This is a genomic window from Micromonospora sp. NPDC049004, from assembly GCF_040649315.1.
In the GTDB taxonomy this organism is placed as follows: domain Bacteria; phylum Actinomycetota; class Actinomycetes; order Mycobacteriales; family Micromonosporaceae; genus Micromonospora.
Window position 1 is genome coordinate 486,808 of record NZ_JBEZFG010000003.1, and the last position, 22,668, is coordinate 509,475.

10 protein-coding genes are annotated in these 22,668 nt (G+C 69.4%); 4 read left to right on the forward strand and 6 right to left on the reverse strand.

The features are described from left to right. Positions 1-106 precede the first annotated feature (106 nt). Positions 107-823 (reverse strand): TetR/AcrR family transcriptional regulator C-terminal domain-containing protein, encoded by a 717-nt coding sequence (locus AB0B97_RS11545; protein ID WP_357492825.1) that lies wholly within the window; start codon positions 821-823, stop codon positions 107-109. 103 nt (positions 824-926) lie between these two features. On the opposite strand from AB0B97_RS11545, the gene AB0B97_RS11550 reads away from it, so the two are divergent. Further along, a complete protein-coding gene (locus AB0B97_RS11550; RefSeq protein WP_357492827.1) occupies positions 927-1,910 on the forward strand; it encodes an NAD(P)-dependent alcohol dehydrogenase in 984 nt (327 codons plus the stop codon). A 265-nt stretch (positions 1,911-2,175) separates the two neighbouring features. Here AB0B97_RS11550 and AB0B97_RS11555 read toward each other — a convergent pair whose 3' ends face one another. Continuing rightward, a complete protein-coding gene (locus AB0B97_RS11555; protein ID WP_357492829.1) occupies positions 2,176-3,957 on the reverse strand; it encodes a hypothetical protein in 1,782 nt (593 codons plus the stop codon). Positions 3,958-4,643: 686 nt separating this feature from the next. On the opposite strand from AB0B97_RS11555, the gene AB0B97_RS11560 reads away from it, so the two are divergent. Next, complete coding sequence (locus tag AB0B97_RS11560; protein ID WP_357492831.1) at positions 4,644-5,846, forward strand: MFS transporter; 1,203 nt, start codon at positions 4,644-4,646, stop codon at positions 5,844-5,846. 553 nt (positions 5,847-6,399) lie between these two features. Here the strand turns inward: AB0B97_RS11560 and AB0B97_RS11565 are convergent. Both AB0B97_RS11565 and AB0B97_RS11570 read right to left on the reverse strand, forming a co-directional pair. Beyond that, positions 6,400-6,618 (reverse strand): hypothetical protein, encoded by a 219-nt coding sequence (locus AB0B97_RS11565; protein WP_357492833.1) that lies wholly within the window; start codon positions 6,616-6,618, stop codon positions 6,400-6,402. Between the two features lie 158 nt (positions 6,619-6,776). Continuing rightward, positions 6,777-10,403, reverse strand: coding sequence for a LamG domain-containing protein (locus tag AB0B97_RS11570; protein WP_357492835.1), 3,627 nt, complete (start codon positions 10,401-10,403; stop codon positions 6,777-6,779). Positions 10,404-10,719: 316 nt separating this feature from the next. Between AB0B97_RS11570 and AB0B97_RS11575 the strand changes: the two genes are divergently transcribed. Continuing rightward, positions 10,720-12,957 (forward strand): tetratricopeptide repeat protein, encoded by a 2,238-nt coding sequence (locus tag AB0B97_RS11575; protein ID WP_357492837.1) that lies wholly within the window; start codon positions 10,720-10,722, stop codon positions 12,955-12,957. 247 nt (positions 12,958-13,204) lie between these two features. Beyond that, positions 13,205-15,559: an AbfB domain-containing protein gene (locus tag AB0B97_RS11580; protein ID WP_357492839.1), complete on the forward strand. Its 2,355-nt coding sequence runs from the start codon at positions 13,205-13,207 to the stop codon at positions 15,557-15,559. 63 nt (positions 15,560-15,622) lie between these two features. Here the strand turns inward: AB0B97_RS11580 and AB0B97_RS11585 are convergent, their stop codons facing one another. Both AB0B97_RS11585 and AB0B97_RS11590 read right to left on the reverse strand, forming a co-directional pair. Beyond that, positions 15,623-16,090, reverse strand: coding sequence for a hypothetical protein (locus tag AB0B97_RS11585; RefSeq protein WP_357492841.1), 468 nt, complete (start codon positions 16,088-16,090; stop codon positions 15,623-15,625). Beyond that, complete coding sequence (locus tag AB0B97_RS11590; RefSeq protein WP_357492843.1) at positions 16,081-22,482, reverse strand: RHS repeat-associated core domain-containing protein; 6,402 nt, start codon at positions 22,480-22,482, stop codon at positions 16,081-16,083. Before AB0B97_RS11590 ends, AB0B97_RS11585 begins: the two co-directional genes overlap by 10 nt. Positions 22,483-22,668: the final 186 nt, after the last annotated feature.

Here is a 22,668-nt window from a genome sequence, read left to right on the forward strand (position 1 = left end):
CGGCCGACGGACATCGACACGTCACCCGGGGGGTCGCGTGGTGACATCGGAGTGAAGAATCAGGGCCGCGCGCCACCTCGCCGAGCCGACGGTGCGAGCCCTCGCCTCAGCGGCCTCGCCGTGGCGATGTCCAGCCCTGCTGGTGGAGCCGTTCGATGCCGTCGAGCAGCAGGTCCAGCGCGAACTCGAACTCGAACTGGTCGTCGCAGCCCGGCCCGACGACCGACTGGTCGTCGTGGGACGCCGCCCCGGCGATCTCGGCCAGGTGCGGGAACCGGTCGGCGAACTCCGGCGGTAGGGCGGCGGGCGGCTCGGGGCTGGTGGCTCCGGAGCGACCGGCCTGGCGGGAGGCGTCGAACAGTTCCTGGCTGAAGCCCAGCACCCGGCTGCCCATCGTGTGCATCACGTGGTGGGCGAGGTTGGCGGAGAACCCGCCGGCCTTGAAGGTCGCGACCACCGAGTCGAGGTAGGCGAGGATGGCCGGCGTCGCCATGTTCCGGGACTCGATCGCGAGCGCCGCCCAGGGGTGGCGGCGCAGCACCTCCCGCGCCGAGAGGATGCGCCGGCGGATGGCGTCCTTCCAGTTGGTGTCGGACGCGGGCGGGTCGATCTGGCCGACGATCACGTCGATCATGCCGTCGAGCAGTTCGTCCTTGTTGGCCACGTGCTTGTAGAGCGCCATCGGCACGACGCCCAGGTCCTGGGCGAGGTTGCGCATGCTGAGTGATTCGATGCCGGCCTCGTCGGCGAGCGCCACTGCGGCACGCAGGACGCGATCCCTGCTCAGCGGCGTCCGGCGCAGCGTCTCAGCCTGCTCAGCCATCTCGTCCTCGTCCTGTCCGGCGGTCGTTGAACCATAACCGCCTTGACAGGTGTACGGCGTACACCTACCGTCAGTGTACGCCGTACACCCTTCGGGAGGGATCATGAAGGCGATCGTTCAGGGCCGATACGGCCCACCGGAAACCCTCAAGCTCGCCGAGGTCGCCGCGCCGACGCCCGCCCCGGGCGACGTGCTCGTACGGGTCGAGGCGGCCTCGCTCAACGCGTACGACTGGCATGCCATGCGTGGTGATCCCCGCATGGCGCGGTTGGCGATGGGCCGGACGCGGCCCCGGGCGCGCATCCGTGGCCGCGACTTCGCGGGCTGGGTCGAGGCCGTCGGCGCCGACGTCCGGCAGGTGCGGCCGGGCGACGCGGTGTTCGGCGACCTCGGCGAGGCCAACGGGGCGTTCGCCGAGTACGTGTGCGTGCCCGAGACGTTGGTCGCGGCGATGCCGGCGAACCTGACCCCGCAGCAGGCGGCGGCCCTGCCCCTGGCCGGTATCACCGCGCTCATGGGCCTGCGCGACGCCGGGTGCGTCGAGCCCGGCCACCGCGTGCTCATCAACGGCGCCTCCGGCGGCGTCGGCACCCTCGCCGTGCAACTGGCCAAGGCGCTCGGCGCCACCGTGACCGGGGTGTGCAGCACCCGCAACGTCGACCTGGTCCGCTCGCTCGGCGCCGACCACGTCGTCGACTACCGCCGCGACGACTTCACCCGCGGCGCGGACCGCCACGACGTCGTGTTCGACCTGGTCGGCAACCGCTCACTCAGGGAGCTGCGGCGGGCGCTGACACCCACGGGGACGCTGGTGCTCTCCGGCGGCGGCGTGTACGACGGTGGCAGCCTCATCGGGCCGGTCGGGCTGCTCGCTCGCGGACGGCTGCTGGCCCCGCTGGTCCGACAGCGCATCGTCACGCTCACGACGACACCGGGCCGGCAGCACCTCGACGCGTTGCGCGCCCACGTCGAGGCCGGCCGCCTCACCCCGGTCATCGACCGTACGTATCCACTGCACGAGGTGCCCGCGGCCATCCGGTATCTCGAAGGCGAGCACGCGCGGGCCAAGGTCGTCATCACCATCTGACGGCCACCGCTCGACGACACTTCCTGCCCCATCACGGCGCCCCAGCCACCACCGACCGACCGACCGAAGCCTTGAGCGGCGTGTGTGGGCGGGCGTCGGCCGGATGACCGAGCTTACTGCCACACGACGACACCTCCGAAGTCGAAAGCCGCGACGCCAACAATCTTGCTTGCCAGCCAACTTCCATTCGTACCTGGAAGGCTGATCCGATCGCCGCAGGTGGTGCCTCAAAGGTCCGCACACGAGGACATGGGCCGGTTGGCCGCTAAGCGCCGAGGGTGTATCCGTGCTCGGAGAGGACCAGTCGCAACGAGGTGAACAGCCTTCCCAATGCGGCATCGTCCATCCCGGCCGGATCGGGGCCGAACAATACCATCGCCATCGCAACGTCGCCCTGCTCCTCCAACCAGATCGCGGACTTGTGGCTGTCCGGCAAATATTCGAGATACGTACCGTGGCGCCCGTGCCCGGTCCAGGTCTTCTCGGGGGGCGTCAGGACTCGATAAACGGTGGCACCCACAGCCGGGCTATCAGCCTCGGTCGGCCGATTGCTGAAGGGAATGCTGCCTGGCGGGTACTGCAGATAGGCCACCGACGTGGCTGGTTGAGCCCGTCCCACCAGGCAGACAAGCCGCAGGATGACGGGCTGGTCGGCGACCACATCCACCTGCTGTCCCCAACGTGGACATTCGCTCGCGGACCAGATCCCGCGATTCGTCATCAGGGGCAAGTCCTCCGAGAAGAGGGTGAAAGGCGGCGCCACAGCACCTTGTGCTCCTCCCGCCGCCGGCGCCGGTGCCGCGGTCCCTGCCGGCGTGTCCGGCCATACGACAAACGCGACTATGACAGCGGCCACCGTTGTCATAGCGGCTATCTTTGCGTCCCGTGTCCGCCGTTCGCGTAGTTCGGGTGTCCAGTCCGCGAAGGCCCGGCGGAGCCGCCACCATAGCCGACCAGCCCCACCGAAGGTGTCGGCCGTCTGCACCGCGAGGACGGCCGCCGAAAACCATGGCCAGGTGCCGGTGACGCGTCGCCAGTCCGGCTGCTCGTTCAACAGGGCCCGAGCGATGTCGGGGGATGCCTGGAGGTGCACGCTGGCGAGCAGCGCCACCGCAAGTTTGGAGTCCAGTTTGCGGACGACGGCCGGTCGCTGATCACGATCGTCGTCCATCTTGGCGAGCAGGTTGGCCGCGGTGTCCTGATCGAGAAGTCTGAGGCAGTCCGCAGCCCTGTCCGCGTCGAGGAGCGCTAAGGCGGCTATGGTCCGAGCGGCGCAATCAGGGGCCATCACGGCCAGCCATCGGTTCGGTAGGCCGGCAGCAATCACGGCGGCGGATCGGACCGGCGGCATCGCTTCGAGATGGCCGCCAGCTTCCTCGGGACTCATCCGGGTGAACAAGGCCGCCAGCCCGGAGGGGTTCACCTGACTGAGCCACGCTGCTGCCTCCCCACGAACTTCCGGCAGAGTCAGAATCACCTTGACTGCGTTTGGGTCGACTGCAGCCATATTCGACAGCAGTTGGGCGACAACGGCGGGTCCGGTGGGAGCCGGATGGCCGGCGTTAGGAAGCGGGCCTTTGAGCCGACCTAGATAGGTGAGCAGCCGTGCAACCTGCTCCGGGCGCATTCGTGTCATCGCGCCCGCTCGGATTCGCGCGTTGAGCGACTGCATGATCCGCCACGCATGTTGGCTGTCCATCGGCCCAAGGTGCTCGGCGCACCGCATCAGGCCATCGTGCTTCCCGGCCATCATCGTCAAGATGTCCGCTGCATGCTGCGCAGCGAGGGTCCGAAGGACGAGTCGACGGTACTCGATCGGCGTCACCTCGTCGAAGAGTTCGCAGGCCTCCTCGGGCGCGTGGGTTTCCAGTTTCCCGCAGGTGATCGCGAGATCTTCCCGGGCGTACAAGTGGTTGTTGACTACGTAGTGGTTCTTGTTCTCCTGGTAGACGTCATAGAGGAAAACATCACGTGTGTTCCCGAAGACGGACCCAGACTTGCTGCGAAGCTGAGCGTTGGTGACCGTCTGGTTGCCGGCCTCGGTCACGACCGCTCCCGCCTGCCGCGCCTTTCGCGCACCTGCGACCGATCAGCGTTGATGTGGACGTTCCGCGCGTTCCCTATGACGCTTCCCGAGTTGCTCCGCAGACGGGAGTGCGAAACAGTCTGACTTCTCTCAGTGGCTGGCGGTGGGTTCCCGCCATGACTCACCCACGACGAACCGATCGCCGTCGCCAGGCCGATTGCGGCGGCGGCCGCTGCCGCAGCCAGCGTCCACCTGGCGTCGAGTTCGGACGCCACCCGTAGAACCGTCAAGAAGACGATCCCTGCGAGACCGAACCCGCCAACCACGGTCACGATCCATTTCGCTGTCCGGCTCATGCGCGTCCTCATCTCCTTCGCCACCCCGCCCGATTCACCCACGGTAAACAGGTGGATACAGGACGGACTCATCCGATTGGACGGGGCGGCAAGCCATACGCCCGGTCCTATGAGCGTTATGTCGCAAGCAGCCGAGTTGTCGGATTAGGGGTCTGCCGCTATGGCCTGGTTCGCCAAGCCGGGAGGGACTGGCGTGAGAGGCAGGCAATGACTGAGATCACGAGCTCGTGCGTCCGCATCGCCAGGCCAGGGACCACAGCCGAAGATGTGACCCGACGCCAGACCAGCATGAGCGGGGGCCGGGCCCTCGATTACGGTGACCAGGAACGGGGGTGGGCCATGGCGTCAGAGGTGTCACCGCGAAGGGCCAGGGCCGTGCTCGTCGCGCTCTCCCTCGCCGCGTTCGCGTTCATCACGACGGAGTTGCTGCCCGTCGGCCTGCTGACCCACATCGCACCCGACCTCGACCGGTCCCGCTCGCAGGTGGGCCTGCTGGTCAGCGGGTACGCCGTCGTGGTCGTGCTGGCATCGGTGCCGCTGACCCGACTGACCCAGCGGATTCCCCGGCGGCACCTTCTCGGCGCCACCATGTTCCTGTTCGCCGTAGCGAACGCCGCCGCCGCCCTCGCCCCGACGTACGCGGTGCTCGCCGGCTCGCGTCTCGTGACCGCTCTCGCCCAGGCGATGTTCTGGTCCGTCGCCACGGCGACAGTGATCGGGCCGTTCCCGGTCGCCGTGCGCGGCCGGGCGGTGGCGCTGTTCGCGACCGGGGCGACACTCGCCCCGGTGCTCGGCGTACCGCTCGGCACGTGGCTCGGGCAGCAGGCCGGCTGGCGTGTGGCGTTCGCGGCGCTGGCCGGAGCCGGTCTGGCGATCGCCGCCGCGGTGTTCGTCCTTCTGCCGTCATATCCCCCGGCAGCGGGTGGCGCGGCCCGGGGCACCGCGCCGGACGGGCGGCGCTTCGCCGTGTTGCTGATCGCCACCGCCCTCGGCATCGGCGGCTTCATGACCCTGCAGACCTACATCACACCGTTCCTGCTCGACATCAGCGGCTTCGCCGACGCGGCCCTGGCGCCGCTGCTGTTCGCCGCCGGCACTGCGGGCGTACTCGGCACCCTGGCCGCGGCCCGGACGCTGGACGCCCGGCCCATCGCCTCCCTGTTGACGCCGCTGAGCATCGGCACTGCCGCGCTGTTCGGCATGTACGCGCTCGGCACGCTCCGGCACGGCGCGGTCGCATTTCTCGCCGCCATCGGCCTCGCCTACGCGGCGTTCGGCTCCGCAGTGCAGAACCGGATGCTGCAACTGGCTCCCGGCAGCACCGACATCGCGTCGGCCGGCGTCAGTACTGCCTTCAATGCCGGCATCGCCGGCGGATCGCTGCTCGGCGGCACCCTCCTGCCGATCTCAGGGGCACGCCCCCTGGCACTCATCGGTGGACTGCTGACGCTGGCCGCCCTCACGTTGCTCGCCGCGGACACGCGGCTGCGCCGCAGTGGCGGGTCCGCGCCGACCATCGGTCGTCCCTCGGCCAGCCCCGCGGTTACGCGATAGGGCTCGGCGAGGTGGCCGGAACGCACCTGCAGAGGGTACTGAACGGTTTCACTGAGGCAGTATTCGCGCACACCCCGCATGCGTATGTGCACCAACTTCCATCCGAACAGTGGCCCATGCGGGCCATCCTGACCCGGCGACGTGCGGTCAAGCGCCTGGATCTGCAACTCGATCTGGCGACCCTCCCGGTCACCTCGAGGAAGCACGATGGAGATTCCCGTTATCACCCCGTCCTCGAAGCCGAGAAACCTGTCGAGGAACTCCGAGACAATGTGGGGAGCACCCGCGCCGTGACCACCGCCCGGAGTACCCGGAGGATCGATGACACGTCGACGGCCACGCTCTGCGTGCCCTGATGGTCGTCGAAGAGCCAGGTGCGACCCGCGCCGTTACGAGAGGCGACGGTGCTGCCCGCGATCCAGCACCTCCACCGAGACGGCGTCGGTCCGGGCTCCCGCGGTGCTGGACGCCCGGCCCACCGTCACCGGCAGGGCACCGGCACGCACCCGCGACGCCGCGACCCCACGCTGGCCGGTAGCCGGGGCGGGCAGCGTCACGGACCCTTACCCGGCTTCGGCCAGACCGGTGCCGTGAGCTGCGCGCTGGGCACCTTCTTGACCGGCCACGCCCGGCCCTTCGCCGGCACGCCGTCAGAGTCGAGCTTCTCCTGCTGCGATGTCAGGTGCGGCTGCGGCTTGGCCGCCGCCTGTGTCGGCACGGACAGCGTCGACACGGCCAACGTACCGGTCAGCACGGCGGAGTCGGCTCCCACCTGCCGGCGGGCGTAGGGGTTTGCGGGTTGTCCGAAGGGTGTGTTTCACCCATGTCTCCACAGGCGACCGTTCCGAAGATTGGTTGACGTTCTGGTACGACTGCCAAGGACAGCGCCGGCCGGCCCGAGGGCCGGCCGGCGCGCACACCGTGAGCGGATCAGTCGGTAGGCGTGACGTCCGCCACCGACTGCCTGTCGTTGAGCTGCTTGACGTCGACGTCGGTCAGTGCCCCCTGATAGAGGTTGAGGTTCGACACGTCGCCATCCCACTTGTCGACGATCTGGACCGCCTGGCCCGGCGGCTGGTACTGGGAGGCACCGACCCAGACCGGCCCGGTGGCGTCGAAAGCCCCCGTGAAGGTGCCCGGGAACGGCACGGCGGCCACGCGCTCGCCATTGACGTAGAGACGGGCCTCACGGCGGCCCAGGTCGTAGACGCCGACCAGGTGGGTCCAGGTGGACAGGTCGTCCTCCGCGTTCATCTGCCGGGAGGTCATCATGATGTCCACGACATTCCCGTTCTGGGGCGACGTGTCCAGTCCGAAGAGGCTGAAGGACCACCAGTTCCCGGTGACTCCGTTCACGGTCTTCGTCCGCTGCCCCAGATAGAAGGCGGAGTTCCTGGTGCCGATCTGGGCGACAGCCGTCTGGATGCCGAGCGACTCCGGCCGCAGCCACACCGACACCGAGAACGAGTCGTTTGTCTTCGCCACTCGGGTGTCCTGCCAGGCGCCACCGACGTTCTTCATCGAGTGGCCGTACTCCGTGGTGACCTGGTTGGGGTCCTCCAGCCCCTGCGAGTTGAACCGCAGGAAGCTGCGGCTGTCGCTGCCGACGTCGGTACCGACGGTCAACCCGAGACGACGACCGAACTGACCGGACTCCGGGGCGTTGCACAGGTCCGGGTCGGTCGACTGGACGTAGCAGGGGACGGCCCCGTTGAAGTCCCAGTCACCAACCAGGGTCGGACTCAGCATCCCCGGCTCGTCGACGCCACCGGAGCCTGGCGTCTCGGCGAGCTGGCCGGTGAAGTCGTCGCCCACCAGCGCCCGGTCGAAGACCTGGACGTCGACAAGCGATCCGTTGAAGAAGTTGTCGGAAACCTTGGTGTTCTGGGCGTAGTTCCGGCCGACGTGGAACGGGCCGGCGGCGTTCCACGCGGTCGTCCACGGCGTGGAAGCGACAGCCGCGCCGTCCACGAACAGCGTCAGGGTGCGGGCCGCCTGGTCGTAGGAGAAGGCGACGTGCCGCCAACGGTTGACATCGGCGGCCGAGATCGCGGTGGGCGCGTGCAGGACTGTGTAAGCAGCACCGGTGCAGTCACCATTGCGCATGGTGACGTTCCACTTCGGCACTCCCGAGACCTGGACGATGCCGAAGAAGAACCCGAAGTCGCACGCACCGCTCTGCGTCGCGATGGCCATGTTGTTCGCCGGCACGCTGGGCAGCCGCACCCACGCCGCCACGCTGTACGAACTCGTCGTGTTGACGACCGGCCCGGACGTCGACAGGTAACCGCCGGTGGCGGGTCCGCCGAGCGTGGCCGCCTGACCGCCGACCAGGCGCACGTCGTTCGGCCAGGTGACGTTCGTCGCCGTCAACGGAGTGTCGCCTCCCAGTGCGGGCTGACCGTCGGCCAGGGCCTGCGCCTGGGTCACCCCCGGGTAACTCTGCAGGCCCCACCGCGCGACGGCCGGCGACGGCCGGCTCGCCGTGAACTCGACCGAGGCCCGTCCGATGTTGCCCGTGCTGTCCACCGCCGAGACCTGGAACGTGTTCAGGCCGTACTTCGGCACGATGGCGGAGACCGTGGCGGTCTTGGTGCAGACGGTGCCCGACGGTCCGTTGACGCAGGTGCTCACCGCGGGCACCTCGTTGGTCGGGGAGACCCAGCCGTGGCGGAACTTGGCCACCGTGGTGTCGGTGGTGCTGAGGCCGAACGTCGCCACCGTACCGGGCAGGGGGTTCGGGTTCGACGACGTGAGGCTGACGGTCACCGGAGGAACCTTGGTGTCCACGGTGAATTCGCACCACGCGGACCAGGCGCTGGTCATGCTGTACGGCGACGGGTCGGTCGACCTGGCCCGGAAGGCGTAGGCGCCGCCTTCGACCAGACCGGAGAGGGCGGCCGTGGTGGAGCGACCGTTGGCCGGCACCGACGCCCCCGCCGGCGCCGTCTTGCGGGGCGTGGAGTCGTTGTAGCCCCCGGTGGTGGGGATCTGGAGCCACTCGTACGTCGTGCGCAGCGCCTGACCGGTGTCGGCGTCCGGATAGATCGCCGACAAGGTCGGGTTCAGCGTGCCGATGCCGATCCGCTGGCCGGTTGGGCAGGCGACCCCGTGAACCTGGAGATTGTTCGGCGCCCCGGGGATGGAGTCGAAGTCGACGATCAGTTTCGCGCTGTTCGGCCAGAACTTCTTCCAGCGGTCGGTGGTGGACTCACCCGAGCCGTCGGTGGCGCTGCACGCGCAGAAACCCATGGTGATGCTGGCTGACTTGTTGGTGGCGTGGGTCTGGATGATGCTGGTGACGGCCGAGCCGGTGAAGTTGACAGTCATGTCCGGCTGCGGCGAGTCCGAGCAACCGGAGCCCTCGTTCGCGTGCGACTGCGCCGTCGACTTCAAGCTGTTCAGCTTCGGCGCCCACGCGGTCCGCGGCGTCGAGGAGATGCCCGCCGAGTGGTACAGGTACGTCGGCGTGTTCCCGCACGACCACGAGTGGTCCAGCTTCATCTGGACGTACGCGGACTCGATGTGCTTGCCCTTCATCGAGGTCAGCGGGAAGTCGAAGTACGAGCGGTAGAGCTTGCCGCTGTCCGGATCCCGGCCGACCCGCGCCACCGACGTGTCGGTGTTGTTGGTGTTGTTGTTCGTCGCGTACGCCCACCGGGACTTGCCCGTCGACCACGCCGGGTCGATGAACACCGGGAAGGCCGCCGCGGTCGAGAGCAGGCCGGTGTCCGGACGCAGCACCAGGTCGCCCCCGGCGACCTCGACACCGACGGCGGCCGTCTTCGCGACGTCGCCCGGCGCTGCCGCCGTGGAGCGGGCCAGCTCAGGGCCACCCTCGGCGTCACCGCCGGCCATCGACCTCGCGACGGCCGACGGCGTGGTGTTCGAGTCCCACATCACGGCCGGCTCCGCCGAGGCGAGCACCTCGGCACCCGCCATCGCGGAAAGCCGTCCGTCGGCGCCGCGCACCACGCGGGCGTCGCCGCCGAGGTCGAAGCGGAGCGTGCGGAGCGCAGGGTTGGCCGCGGCCTGTGCGTTCTTGACCGCGAAGACGTGCGTGAAGCCGCTCCGGGTGGCCCGAAGCACCAGATCCGTGCCCGGTAGCACCTCCGGGTAGGTGGCCGAGTCCCCGCTGACTGTCGGCTTCGGCAGCCCACCCGGCCAGGACAGGGTCAGCGACTTCCCCTGTCGGACCAGCGTCACCGCCGGGCCCTTGCCGCCGGCGGAGAACCGCACGTCGGCCACCGAGGCGACCGGACGCAGCGAGTCTCCCGCCCCGGCTCGCAGCGTCAGGTCGACGGGCGCCCACGACCCGTCCGTACGGCGGACCCGCTGCGGCGTGACCGCCGACTCCGACGTGAAACCGCCGGACGGGTTCGCGAAGACCTGCGTCAGCTCGGTACGGGCGTCGGCGACCTCCACCCGACGGCCGGAACGCTTCGCCTGGGCGACGGCCGACGCGGCGTCCGGTGCGACCGACGGGTTGGCGGGCTCCGCGGCGGGCGCCGCCGCCTCGACGGATGACGGCGCGATGAGCAGGGAACCCACGACCACGGCTGCGACGCTGGCGGCGGTGAATCGGGAACGTCTCAGAAAGAAGGCAGGCAGCATCGAGCGGCCAGGCACCATCTCAACCCCCGTGATTGAACGTGAACCGGTGGCGAGACTGTAGGGCTCAAACGAGGGGGTGTCCACATCGACCACGGTGAGTGATCTCGAATCGGGCAAGATCGTCCATACGAGAGGCGCGCACGACCGACGGTGACGGCGATCGCGGACCTCCTCCGGCAGATCCGCTGTCACCACCGACCGATCACATGCGTCGTATGGCCGATTGCCCGCACTGAAAGCCGTCGATACCGTGATCCCCGTGTTCGGGGAGGCCGTACAGGAGCTGCGGCGTCACAGCGCGCTGACGCAGGAGGATCTGGCCGCGAAGACAGGGCTGTCGGTCCGGCATCTCCGGGACCTTGAGGCGGGACGGATCGCGCGACCGCGACCCGCGACGATGCTGTTGCTGGCCGACGCCTTCGGCCTGCGCGGGGTCCGACGGGACCGGTTCCTCTCCGGTACGCCGACCCCTGCCGCCACCAGCGGCGTTCCGGCGCAGTTGCCGGCGGACGGCTTCGGCTTCGTCGGCCGCGCCGATGCGCTGGCCCGCCTCGACGGGATTCTGGCCCGAGCGGCGGATCAGCCGACCGCGATGGGTCTCGCGATCATCTCCGGCACCGCCGGGGTGGGCAAGACCGCGCTCGCGGTGCACTGGGCTCATCGCGTCGCCGCGCAGTTTCCCGACGGCCAGCTCTACGTCAACCTTCGCGGCTTCGACCCGGGTGGCGTCCCGGTCAGCCCGAGCACGGCGCTCGCCGGATTCGTCAACGCGCTCGCGGGACCGGACGCCCGTCCGCCGACGGCCTTGGATGAGCAGGTCGCTCGATATCGCAGTCTGCTGGGCGGCCGGCGGGTGCTGGTGGTCCTCGACAACGCGGGCGATGCCGACCAGGTACGCCAGCTGCTGCCGGGCGCTCCGGGCTGCTTCGTCCTCGTCACCAGTCGGGACCAGTTCCTGGGTCTGGTCAGTGTGAACGGCGCTGATCCGATCACCCTGGACGTCATGTCCGGGGCCGACTCCCGCGAACTGCTGACCCGACGCCTCGGCGCGGAGCGCGTCACCGCAGAGCCCGAGGCCGTGGACGCCATCGTCAGCGCCTCCGCCGGGCTGCCCCTGGCGCTGTCCGTCGTCGCCGCCCGGGCGGCCATCCACAGTGGATTTCGACTGATGAACCTGGCGGCCAGTCTGCGCCCGGTGGCCGGGCGCCTGGATGCCTTCGACGGCGGCGAACCGGTCACCGACCTGCGGCTGGTCATGTCGTGGTCGTACCGGACCCTCGATGAGCCCACCGCCCGGCTGTTCCGTCTGCTGAGCGTCCATCCGGGCCCGGACTTCGCCGTCGCGGCGGCGGCCAGCATCGCGGGGATCACGCTCGCGCAGGCCCACCGCCACCTGGCCGAGCTGACTCGGGCCCACCTGCTCACCGAGCACCGCCCGGGACGGTTCACGTACCACGATCTGCTGCGCGCGTACGCCACCGAGCTGGCGGCGGCCGAGGACAGCGAGGCGAGTCGTCACGCCGCCCGCTCCCGCCTGCTCGACCACTACCTGTCCGTCGCGTACGCCGCCGACGAGCTGCTCTATCCGCAGCGGGACCGGCTGGCGATCGACCCGCCCGGGCCCGGGGTCGCGCCGGTGGCGCTGGCCGATCGCGACGCCGCAATGTGGTGGTTCACCGACGAGCACCCGGTGCTGCTCTCGGCCCTGCGGCTGGCGAGCGACCACGGATTCGACCGCCACACGTGTCACCTCGCCTGGGCGATCACCACCTACCTCAACCAGCGCGGCTACTTCCAGGACTGGACCAGCAGCCTGCGGGCGGCGCTGTCGGCGGCCGTCCGGCTGGCCGACGACCGGGCCGAGGCGTACGCCCACGGGGTGCTCGGCTTCGCCGACATCGCGCTTGCGCAGTACGCCGACGCGCAGCGCCACCTGGAGCTGGCGTACGACAGGTACCGGCGGCTGGGCGACCTCGCCGGGCAGGCCCGGGTCGAGCTCAACCTCGGGTGGATCCATGATCGGACCGGGCGTCCCGAGCAGGCCCTCGCCCACGCGCTGGAGGCGCTGCGCCTGCACCGGCAGGCCGGACACGTCACCGGCCAGGCCTTCGCGCTGAACGCGGTCGGCTGGTCGCACGGTCAGCTCGGTGACCACCACGCCGCGATCGAGAGCTGCGATCAGGCACTGGCCCTGTTCACGTCGGTCGACAACGTCCTCGGCCAGGCGATCACGTGGGCCAGTCTCGGGCACGCCCACCTGCAGCTCGACGCGTTCACGGAGGCGGTCACCTGCCACGAGCACGCCGTGCGCCTGCGTCGCGAGATCGGTCATCGACGGTTGGAGGCGGATGCGTTGGTGAGCCTCGGCGACGCTCACCTCGCCGCAGGCGACGCCGGCCCGGCCCGCGTGGCCTGGCAGCAGGCGCTGGACATCGTCGTGTCCCTGCGGGAGGCCGGCACCGGCGCGATCGAGGCCAAGCTCGCCGCGCTGCGCTGAGGTGCCCCGAAGTACCGGTCACGGCCCGGTCTGGCGCTGCCATTGACCGCCGGCAATTGACTGAGTGGTCGAGGTGCCTCTATAACGTTGTACGGGTGGTGATGGATGTCGATCGGATCACCATTGCCTGTGGGTGGGAATCCCGCCGACATCCGCCGTCCGCGTTCGAGAAGCCACCCGATGCCCACCGCCCGCGCGCTGCGGGCTCAGCTGCACGGCCCGCGGCGACCCGCCCCTCGGAGACGGCATGACACGTCAGGTCCCCGCCCGCCCCGCCCTGCCCCTACTGCTCATCCTCACCCTCGTCGTCGGCGTGTTCGCCGCACCGGCCCGACCGGTGCGGGCCGCCCCGGCCAAGACGCCGCCACTGACCACCCCGTGGACCAGCCAGGCGCTGGCCGGGACGCCCCTGCCGGAGTACCCGCGACCACAGATGACGCGACCGGACTGGCTCAACCTCAACGGGGAGTGGCAGCTGCGCCAGTCCGGCACCGACGACGCCCCGCAGTTCAACACCGATCTGCCCGAGCGGGTCAACGTGCCGTTCCCCGTCGAGAGCGCACTCTCCGGTGTCCAGCGGGCCGCCAACGACAACCGCAACTACCTGTTCTACCGACGCACCGTCACCGTCCCGCCCAACTGGTCGGGCCGGCGGACCCTGCTGCACTTCGGCGCGGTGGACTGGCAGAGCACGGTCTGGGTCAACGGCGTACGGGTCGGCGCGCACACCGGCGGCTACGACGCCTTCACCTTCGACGTGACCCCGCAACTCAACGGCGGCGCGAACGAGATCGTGGTGAAGGTGTGGGATCCCACCGACACCCGGCAGAACGGCAGCCTGCCCCCGATCGGCAAGCAGACCAAGCAGCCCGGCGGGATCTTCTACACGCCCAGCTCCGGTATCTGGCAGACGGTGTGGATGGAGCCGGTTCCGGCGGCGTCGATCAGCAGCGTGGACGTCTACCCGAACCTGAGCACCAACACCCTGCGGGTCCGGGTCTTCACCCGGGGCGACGTGAGCGGGCACAGCGTGCTCGCCGAGGCGCTCGACGGCGCCACCGTCGTCGGCTCCGCCACCGGCGGCTTCACCGAGTTCAGCGTCCCGGTGCCCAACGCCCGCCGCTGGTCACCCGACGATCCGTTCCTCTACAACCTGCGGATCCGCCTGCGCAACGCCGGCGGCGCGACTGTCGACCAGACCCTCCACTACTTCGGAATGCGCGAGATCACCACCGGCATGGTCAACGGGGTGCTGCGACCGAAGCTCAACGGCCAGTTCGTCTTCCAGGTCGGCACCCTCGACCAGGGCTTCTGGCCGGACGGCCTGTACACCGCGCCGACGGACGCCGCGCTCGCCTTCGACCTGCAGAAGCACAAGGACCTGGGCTTCAACATGGTGCGCAAGCACATCAAGGTCGAACCGCAGCGCTGGTTCTATCACGCCGACCGGCTCGGCCTGCTGGTCTGGCAGGACATCCCGTCGCTGACCGCGCAGAACATCGACCCCACCGACGCCCAGCAGGCGCAGTTCGAGAGCGAGGCACGCGAGATCGTCGACGAGCACCGCAGCTCCCCCGCGGTCGTCGCCTACACGCCCTACAACGAGGGCTGGGGCGAGCGCACCCTGGCCGACACCCGCCGCGTGGCGCAGAACATCAAGAATCAGGACCCCACCCGACTGGTCAACCCGCACAGCGGGCACAACTGCTGCCAGTCCCTCGGTGACCCCGGCAACGGCGACATCGACGACTGGCACGTGTACCTGGGCCCGGACTCCCCCTCGCCATCGAGTAGCCGGATCGCGGTGCTCGGCGAGTTCGGCGGCCTGGGCCTGCACACCCCGGGCCACGAGTACAGCCCGAACGGGCAGTTCTTCGCCTACGAGTGGCAGCCCACCTCCGCCGCGCTCACCGACCGGTACGTGGGACTGGTGGAGGGTGCGCAGAACCTGATGCTCGGCAAGGGACTCAGCGCCTCGATCTACACCGAGATCGCCGACCAGGAGGGGGAGTTGAACGGCTTCCTCACGTACGACCGGCGGGTGGTCAAGATGGACCAGGCTCGCGTCCGCGCGGCCAACACCGCCCTCATCAACGCCTCCCGGACGATCGGCAGCTCCGCGCCCGTCGCGCTGCCGGTCAACACCCGGCGTTCCCTGCAGGTCACCACTCCCGGCTACACCAACCGGTACCTGCGGCACCAGAACAGCCTGGCGTACACGGAGGTGGTCGACGCGGGCAGCTCGGCGCTGCTCAAGAACGACGCGACGTACACCATCCGGCCCGGCCTGGCCGACGGCGCCTGCTACTCCTTCGAGTCGGTCAACTATCCCGGTCAGTACCTGCGGCACCAGGACTCCCGGGTCCGCAACTCGCCGAACGACGGGTCAGCGCTCCTGCGGGCCGACGCCACCTGGTGCGCCCGCGTGGGGCTCACCGGAAGCGGCGTGTCGCTGGAGTCGTACAACTTCCGGGGCAAGTACCTCCGGCACTACAACTCGGAGGTTTGGCTCAGTAACGGCGCGGGCGGTGACGCCTACAACAGGCCCACCCTCTGGGCGGCCGACAGCACCTGGACCATCGCCGCCCCCTGGGCCCCCTGACAGCGGCGGACCGTGCGCTGACCAACGGTGCGGGCCGGCGGCTTCCCGCCGGCCCGCACCGGGTCACTTGTCGGCCTGCGCGTCGCAGAGCACGTCGATCTGCACGACCCTCGACGTGCCCGCACGCACCGACTGCTGTTGGCTGCTGTTCAGGTCGTCATCGAGGTAGTCCACGGCCTTGGTTCGGTCCCGGATCTCGTACACCGTCACCCGACAGGTGCCGGTGTCCGAGTCGGTGCCCTGGCCGGTGGCCAGGTAGTCGTAGAACAGGTACGACAGGTCCGTGCCGCCGGGGCTCAGGGTGAGCCCCGGCGCGGTGACCGCGGGCACGCCCTCGCCGGCCGGCCCGAGGTAGGACCGACCTTCGCCGTTCGAGTACGCCGTCTTGACCAGCGTGAATCCCTCCACCCGCACGCGGTCGGCGTACCGCTGGGTCTCGTTGCCGTCGTCGCCGCAGCCCGCCGTGGTGACGGCCAGCAGCGTGGCCGTCACCGCGAGCAGAGCCCGGCGGGGCACCGACGTCAGGAACACGTGAACACTCCGGAGTAACAGACCAGCCGATCGGCCGTCTGATAGTAGCGACCGATGCTCGTGGCGTAGACCGTCGCCCGCGGGCCCAGATCACCACCCTGCCCCACAGCGTCGTTGTAGTTGCGCTCGCCGACGTTGTAGATCCCGGCACCCACCTGTTGCGGCGTCCACTTCTCCTTCATTCCGGCGGTGGCGGTCCGCTCCGCCATGGCGGTGGTGTCCTTCAGCCGGTACGCCGTCACCTTGATGGAGAGGTCGTTGTGCCAGATCAGCGAGGACCAGTCGAGGTCGCCCAGGGCCTCCGGGTGATTCGTCTTGGTCTGCTCGAACGCTTCCTGCTGGATGTTGCCCCAACCGATCGACGGAGGGTTCGCCTGCTCACCCTTCTTGAAGCCCGTCACGTTGCCGACGAACTCCTTCAACGGGCCGTAGATGCCCAACTTGTCGGCCACCACGCTGGCCGCCTGCACGTTCTGGTCGATCGACGCGTACTTCTCGGAGTTGCCGACCTCGGCCATCAGCACCGCGAGCAGCCACCGCGGGTCGATGTCCGCCTCCTGGGCCGACTCGACGGCCATCAGCAGCCACGCCGCCGGACCACTCGGGTTGCGCCACATCGTCGCCCCGACGACCTTGCGATACTGCTTCTCCCAGTCCTTCGTCTTGGTCAGTCGCGGTGGACGACGTCCACCCCAGCCGTTGAGCACGGGATCCCGAGCCAGCCGCTTGCGGTTCTCGACGTCATGCAGGATGTCCTGCTGGTACTCCTGCATCGAGACGCCCTCCGGGATGGTGCCCGTCGGGTCGGAGGCCGTCACCGGCGAGTTGTTCGCGTACGCGTAGGCGTGGAACTGCTGCGGGTCCTTGAGGTCCTGGACCGGGTCCACCGACACGAAGCGGCCGAGGCCGGGATCGTAGTCGCGGGCGCCGATGTGGGTCATGCCGGTCGGGTCCTTGTCGCCGCCGACGAAACCCTTCGAGTTGCGCCACTGTGGCTGGCTGCCACGGGGATCGCCGTAGGGGGTCTGCCGCCGGACGGAGACCTGCTGGCTGAGCACGTCGACGCTGACCTGCTGAGTGCCCTGGTGATCGGAGTAGAGCCAGGTCAGTCCGTTGGCGTCCCGGCTGGCCACGGTCCGGCCGCTGAAGGTGTAGTACCGGACGGCGGACGTCGTCGAGTTGCTGGCCCGCCGGATCTCCTGGCCCGGCAGGTAGAGGGTGGTGCCGGTGGCGTCCCGGCGGACGAGCCGGTTGCCGTCGACGTCGTACACGTTCGACTCGACGGACTGACCAGCAGTGCTCACGCTGGCCAGCTTGCCCTCGCTGTTCCAGCTCAACGCCTGGGAGTTGGTGTAGGCCGCGTCGCAGGTGTTGGCGGTGGTACCCGTCGGGCGACAGGTCATGTTGCCGGTGCTGTCGTATCCGTACCGGGTCGTCACCGCGGCGCCGGCGTTGATGGCAGTACTCACCGAATCCAATCCGTGCGGGCGGACCTGGTCCTTGCCGCTGGCGGGCACCCCGTAGGTGCGGACCGTGTCACCGCCTGCGGTGTGCACGGTCTCGGTACGACGGTTGCCGATGTCGTCGATCTTCCACTCGTGCCAGTACGGGGCCGGGCCGCCCAGGTTCGCCGTCGAAGGCGCCGTCGCGCAGGCGACCCCGGCCTTCGGCGACCACGCCGAGGTCAACCGGCGCAGCGAGTCGTAGCCGAAGCACTGGCTGTCCGCCGAACCCACCTGCGGCGCGTCCGCGACCGCGAGGATGTTCCCGGCGGCGTCGTAGCCATAGCTCGTGTCCTGCACCGTTCCGGCTGCCGTCTCGGGCTGCACCTTGTACCGCTCGAGCCGGCGGGTGGTCAGGTCGTAGTACGCCGCGTCCTCGACGTAGACCCCGCCGTTGATCTTCCGGGTGGTGACCGTCGGCTCGCCGTAGGCGGTGTACTGCTGGCCGATCACGTAGGCGCCCACGTTGATCAGGTTGGTGTCCAGTCCGCTGGGCAGACCTGTCGTGGCGTCGTACCGGGTGGTCACCGTCTCGGTGGTCAACCCGTTGGCGCCGGGCAGCGTCACCGAGGTCGCGTCGCCCGTGTAGGGCGAGTAGCCGAAGCCGTAGTTGTACGTTCCGGCGATGCCGGTGCCTTCCACGCCCGGAACCACGTACTGCGCACCGGTGGGCTGGTAGCGGTCGTTGTAGCCGTTCACCCGGTAGGTGTACGCGTTCGCCGAACCCGCGGGCTCGTAGCGGATGCTCTGGCCCAGCTGGCCCCGCAATGTCTGACCGGTGTACAGCCGGTCGTACTTCCACTCGGCCCGCTTCGTGCCGGCCGAGATCAGGTCGTCGTACATGCCGATCTTGCGGCCGAGCTTGTCGTATTCGTAGACGAGTACCTCACCACGGGCGTCGGTGCTCTTCACCAGGTCGCCGTAGTCGTTGTACTCGCTCAGGCTCGTGCCCTTGTCCGGATCGGTGGTGGCGGTCTTGCGCCCCCGGATGTCAACCGTGTACCGCCACTCGTTGCCCAGCGAATCGGTGACGGTACGCAGCTCTCCCTTGCGGTCGTAGGCGTAGCGCGTCGTCACCGTGCTGGACCCGAGCTGGCGAAGTTCGACGGTACGACCCAGGGCGTCCACCACGGTCGTGGTCGGTACGCCTCCTGAGGGCGGAGTGACGGTCGTGGCGTCACCGAGGTGCTCGGTGGTGGTGCGCCACTTCTCCACCAGGTTCGTCACCCCGTCGGTGCCGAAGAAGATCTGGTCGGTGGCCCGGGAGGCGCCGTCGAACACGGTCTTCGTCAGCGCGGGAACAGACCACTCCGGCTCCCACCAGAGCGCGCCCGACGGCGTGCCCGGTTCGGCGTGGGCCGAGTAGGTGGTGACCGCCCGGCCGGCCTTGTCGTACAGGGTGTCGGTCACGACCCGACCACCGCCCACGGCCGCCGTCTGGACCTGTCGGGCCCGTAGCAGCGCGTCGAAGATCTGGTAGGACGTGGTGTACCCGCCGCCCGCGTGCAACGTCCGGCTGGTGGTGTAGGGGTAGGCGTTCCGCGCCGCGGCGAAGGTGTAGTCGTATCGCGCCGAAGGGCTGTTCGGGTGGTCGGCCTTCGCCCAGCCGATCTTCCAGACCTGTGCGGTACGGCCGAGAGCGTCGTACTCGATGTCGGTGACCCGCCCGTTGGGATCGGTGGTACGCACCGGCGAACCCCGGTACGGCTCCGACTCGATGGTGCTGACCCAGCCGCTGCCGCCGTTGGGGTCCGCGGTGGTCGTGGTCAGCTTCCGCAGCGGTCCACCGGAAGCCGGTAGGTACGCCTTTGTGGTGACGTTGCCCCGATCGTCGGTGCTTCGGGTCAGCCGTCCGAAGGCGTCATGGGCGGACTCGCTGCTGACCCGCCAGACCGTGCCGCTGGCGCTCGACCAGTCCTTCAGGCTCTCCACCTTGGTCACCAGCCCCTTGGTCGGGGCGGTGCCGACACTCGTCGCGCCGTCGTAGTAGCTCCGCTCGTCCGAGATGACGTCGTCGGGCCCGGCCGGCGCCACCCCGCAGGCCAGCGCCGTGACTGTGGTCTGCTTGACGGTCTCGACGAGATTCGCGGCGGTGTTGCGGTTGTAGCTGTACGTGGTGCACTTCTCGTCGCCGGTCTTCGCCGTGTCCCCGTCCTCCTGGGTCCAGGTCGTTGTGCCGTAGGTGTCGTCGAAGCGGGACTCCGACCGGGTGGTGCGCCATCCCTTGGCCCCGTCCACCCCGAGCGCGGTGGCCGAGTAGGTGGTCATCGTCCGGGTGAACCGGGCGGTGACCGTGTCCCCGTTGATCGTGCGGGAGGCCAGTGCGGGTGACATCCAGGGCACGTTGACGGTCTTGCTGACCGGCTTGGTGCTGACGCCGTTGTAGGTCACCTGCTCGCGGACCAGGCCGGCGAACTGGTCCTCGTCGTACACCGTCTCGCTGCCCAGCGACGCGCCGACCGGGACGGTCCGCGAGCCGCCCGAGATGGTCGCGCGGTCTCCGTGCATGCCGCGCAGGTACGTGGTGCGGGTCAGCGTCTGGTTCGGCGCGTCGCCGGTTCGGGTCTCGACAGTCGCGTACCCCCGGAACTGGCTCCACGTCTTGCGCTTCGGCTTGACCAGGCCGTCGTCGTCGGCGTAGTGCCAGGCCGGCGTGCCCACGTAGGTGTAGAAGGTGTTCTTCACCGGCTGCCCGTGGTCGGTGCCGTTCACCATCACCATCAGGTCGGACTCGGAGATCTGGGTGACCACGTACTTGTGCCACCACTCGGTGATGTCCGGGCCGTCCGGGTCGTACGGGTCGGCGCCGATGACGGGATAGCACCGCTTCGTGTTGTCGTAGGTCGTCGCGGGGAGGTTGCCCGACGAGCAGTCCGGAAGGCTGTAGGTGACCTGGATCTTGGCACCGGTCTCGGTGACGATGTTGCCGATGCGCATCCGGTTGTTGGTGGTGTTGTTCGACGTCAGCACGCGGTTGCGCAGAGCCACCGGCTCGAACGTCACGGGCGGCATGCTGACCGCCGTGCCGGCCAGGCCGGTGTGCGCGATCGCGCTCAGCCACATGCCGGCGTGGTCGCTGCCGTCACCGACTGCCGGATAGGTGTGCGTGAGGGTCCAGGAGTCCACGCCCTGCCAGGCCGGGGTGGTCTTGGTGGTGTCCCAGACCTGGGTGGTGATCTTCGACAGTCGCTTCGTCGACCAGTAGGTGGGTGAGTAGTTCTCCTTGCAGTTCGCCGCGGCGGCGGTGCACTCCTGGTCCCACGGCACGTCCTTCCAATGCGCCGCGTCGTGCGTGCCGCAGTCGGCGTCGCAGCGGTCGGCAGTGGTGAAGAGCACCTGGGCGGTCGGCGTCACGGACCGGTCGGCGGAGCCCCGGTCCCACGTGCCGTAGTCGATGCGCGTGAGCGTGCCGGCCCGAATGTAGGACGCCTTGTCGGTGTTGGTGGCGTTGCGCCCGTAGTAGTTGGTCTCGGTGCCGTACCAGTAGGACATCGTGTTGCCACGGGGGTCGACCACGTAGTCGAGGTTCCACCGCCAGGCCTGGTTGCAGAACGAGCCGGTGAAGGAGCTGCTGTGGCACGGCTCGCCGCTCTGGTTCCCGGCCACCGGCACGGTCCACGTCGAGTTGGTCTTGGCCGACTGGCCGGGCAGGCCGTGCAGGCCGAAGAAGTACTGGACACCGTCGGGCGTGGTGACCTTCCAGTACTCCCCGTTGTCGTCACCGTTGCTGCCGCCGGTGACCTTCTCGATCTTCGAACCGTCCTCGCTGCGGGTACGCCAGCCCTTGCCGGCCTCGTACACCAGCTCGGAGCCGCGCCCGTTCAACGACAGGGTGGCGTTGTCCGACCGCCAGCACTGGTCACCGGTCTTCTTGCTGCTGTTGCTGTTGGTCATGTCTTCGCCACAGCCGACGTACTTGCGCTCGATGTAGCCGCCCCACAGGTCGAATCCCTCACCGACCCAGGTCGGCTGGTTGTTGTCGACGCCGGACTTGCCATCCATCGCTGCCGACGAGTAGCTGAGGGAGAACGTCGGCACCGGGCCGGCGATCGCCGGGGGCATCTTCATCGGATACGACCAGTTGAAGTCGCCCGTCGCACCGCCTGCGGACCAGGTGGCTGACGGTGTGAGCGAGGTGGCGGTGTAGTCGCCCTCAGACCCGGCGGCACCTGCCGCGAGCGCGACGAGAGTGGAGCCGGCGGAACGGGCGCCGGGCGCCGCCACCGGCACGGGCACCTCCGCGCTCACCTGGCCGTCCTTGTTGACCGACGGCATCGGCGTGGCGACGCAGCCGGGCGCCGGCCGGTCCTGCAGGGCGCATTCGGGCACCTGCCACAGGCGCAGCCGGGACGACCAGCTGCCGCCGATGGCGTTGCGGAATTCGCGGTAGTCCACCGAGACCGCTGCGGCGCCGGAACCGGCTGCCGCGTCGCCCTCGGTCTTCGCGGCGGTGCCACTGACGCGCATCAGCAGGCCGTCACGCCACTGCTGCGGCACTGCGGAACGGTCGAGCAGCTCGACCGCCACCGCGCCGGTCCGCTCTCCGCGCGGCCCGCCGGCCCGGCGCACCGTGACGGGCAGGGCGCCGGCGCGCACGGCGGGGGCGGCGCTCTGCCGCTGGCCCACGCCTGCTTCGGGCAGCGTGACTGTTGCCCGGCCGGGTTTCGGCCACACCGGAGCGGCGAGCTGGGCGTTGCGCGCCGCCTTTGCCGGCCACGCCCGCCCGGTGGCGGGCCCGCCGTCGGAATCCAGCGCCTCCTGCTGGGCCGACAGGTGCGGTTTCGGTTTGGCCACCGCATCGGGCGGGGCCACCAGGACCGAGACGACCAGGGCACCGCTCAGCAGTGCCGCCGCGGCACGGTGCGAACCTGAACGTGATGTGGGCAGCATTGATCTATCCGGCGCCATCGCATCCCCCGTGATGAAGCTGAACCAGTTGGCGAACTGTAAGGTCTTGGGAACCGTCTGTCCATCCTGGTCACACAGGGTGATTCGGCCGAGGGCCGGCCGCCGGATCGCCAGCCGTGGCGGTCGTCCGCGCCTGCCGCGCGCGGGGATGTCAGCCGGACCGTACGG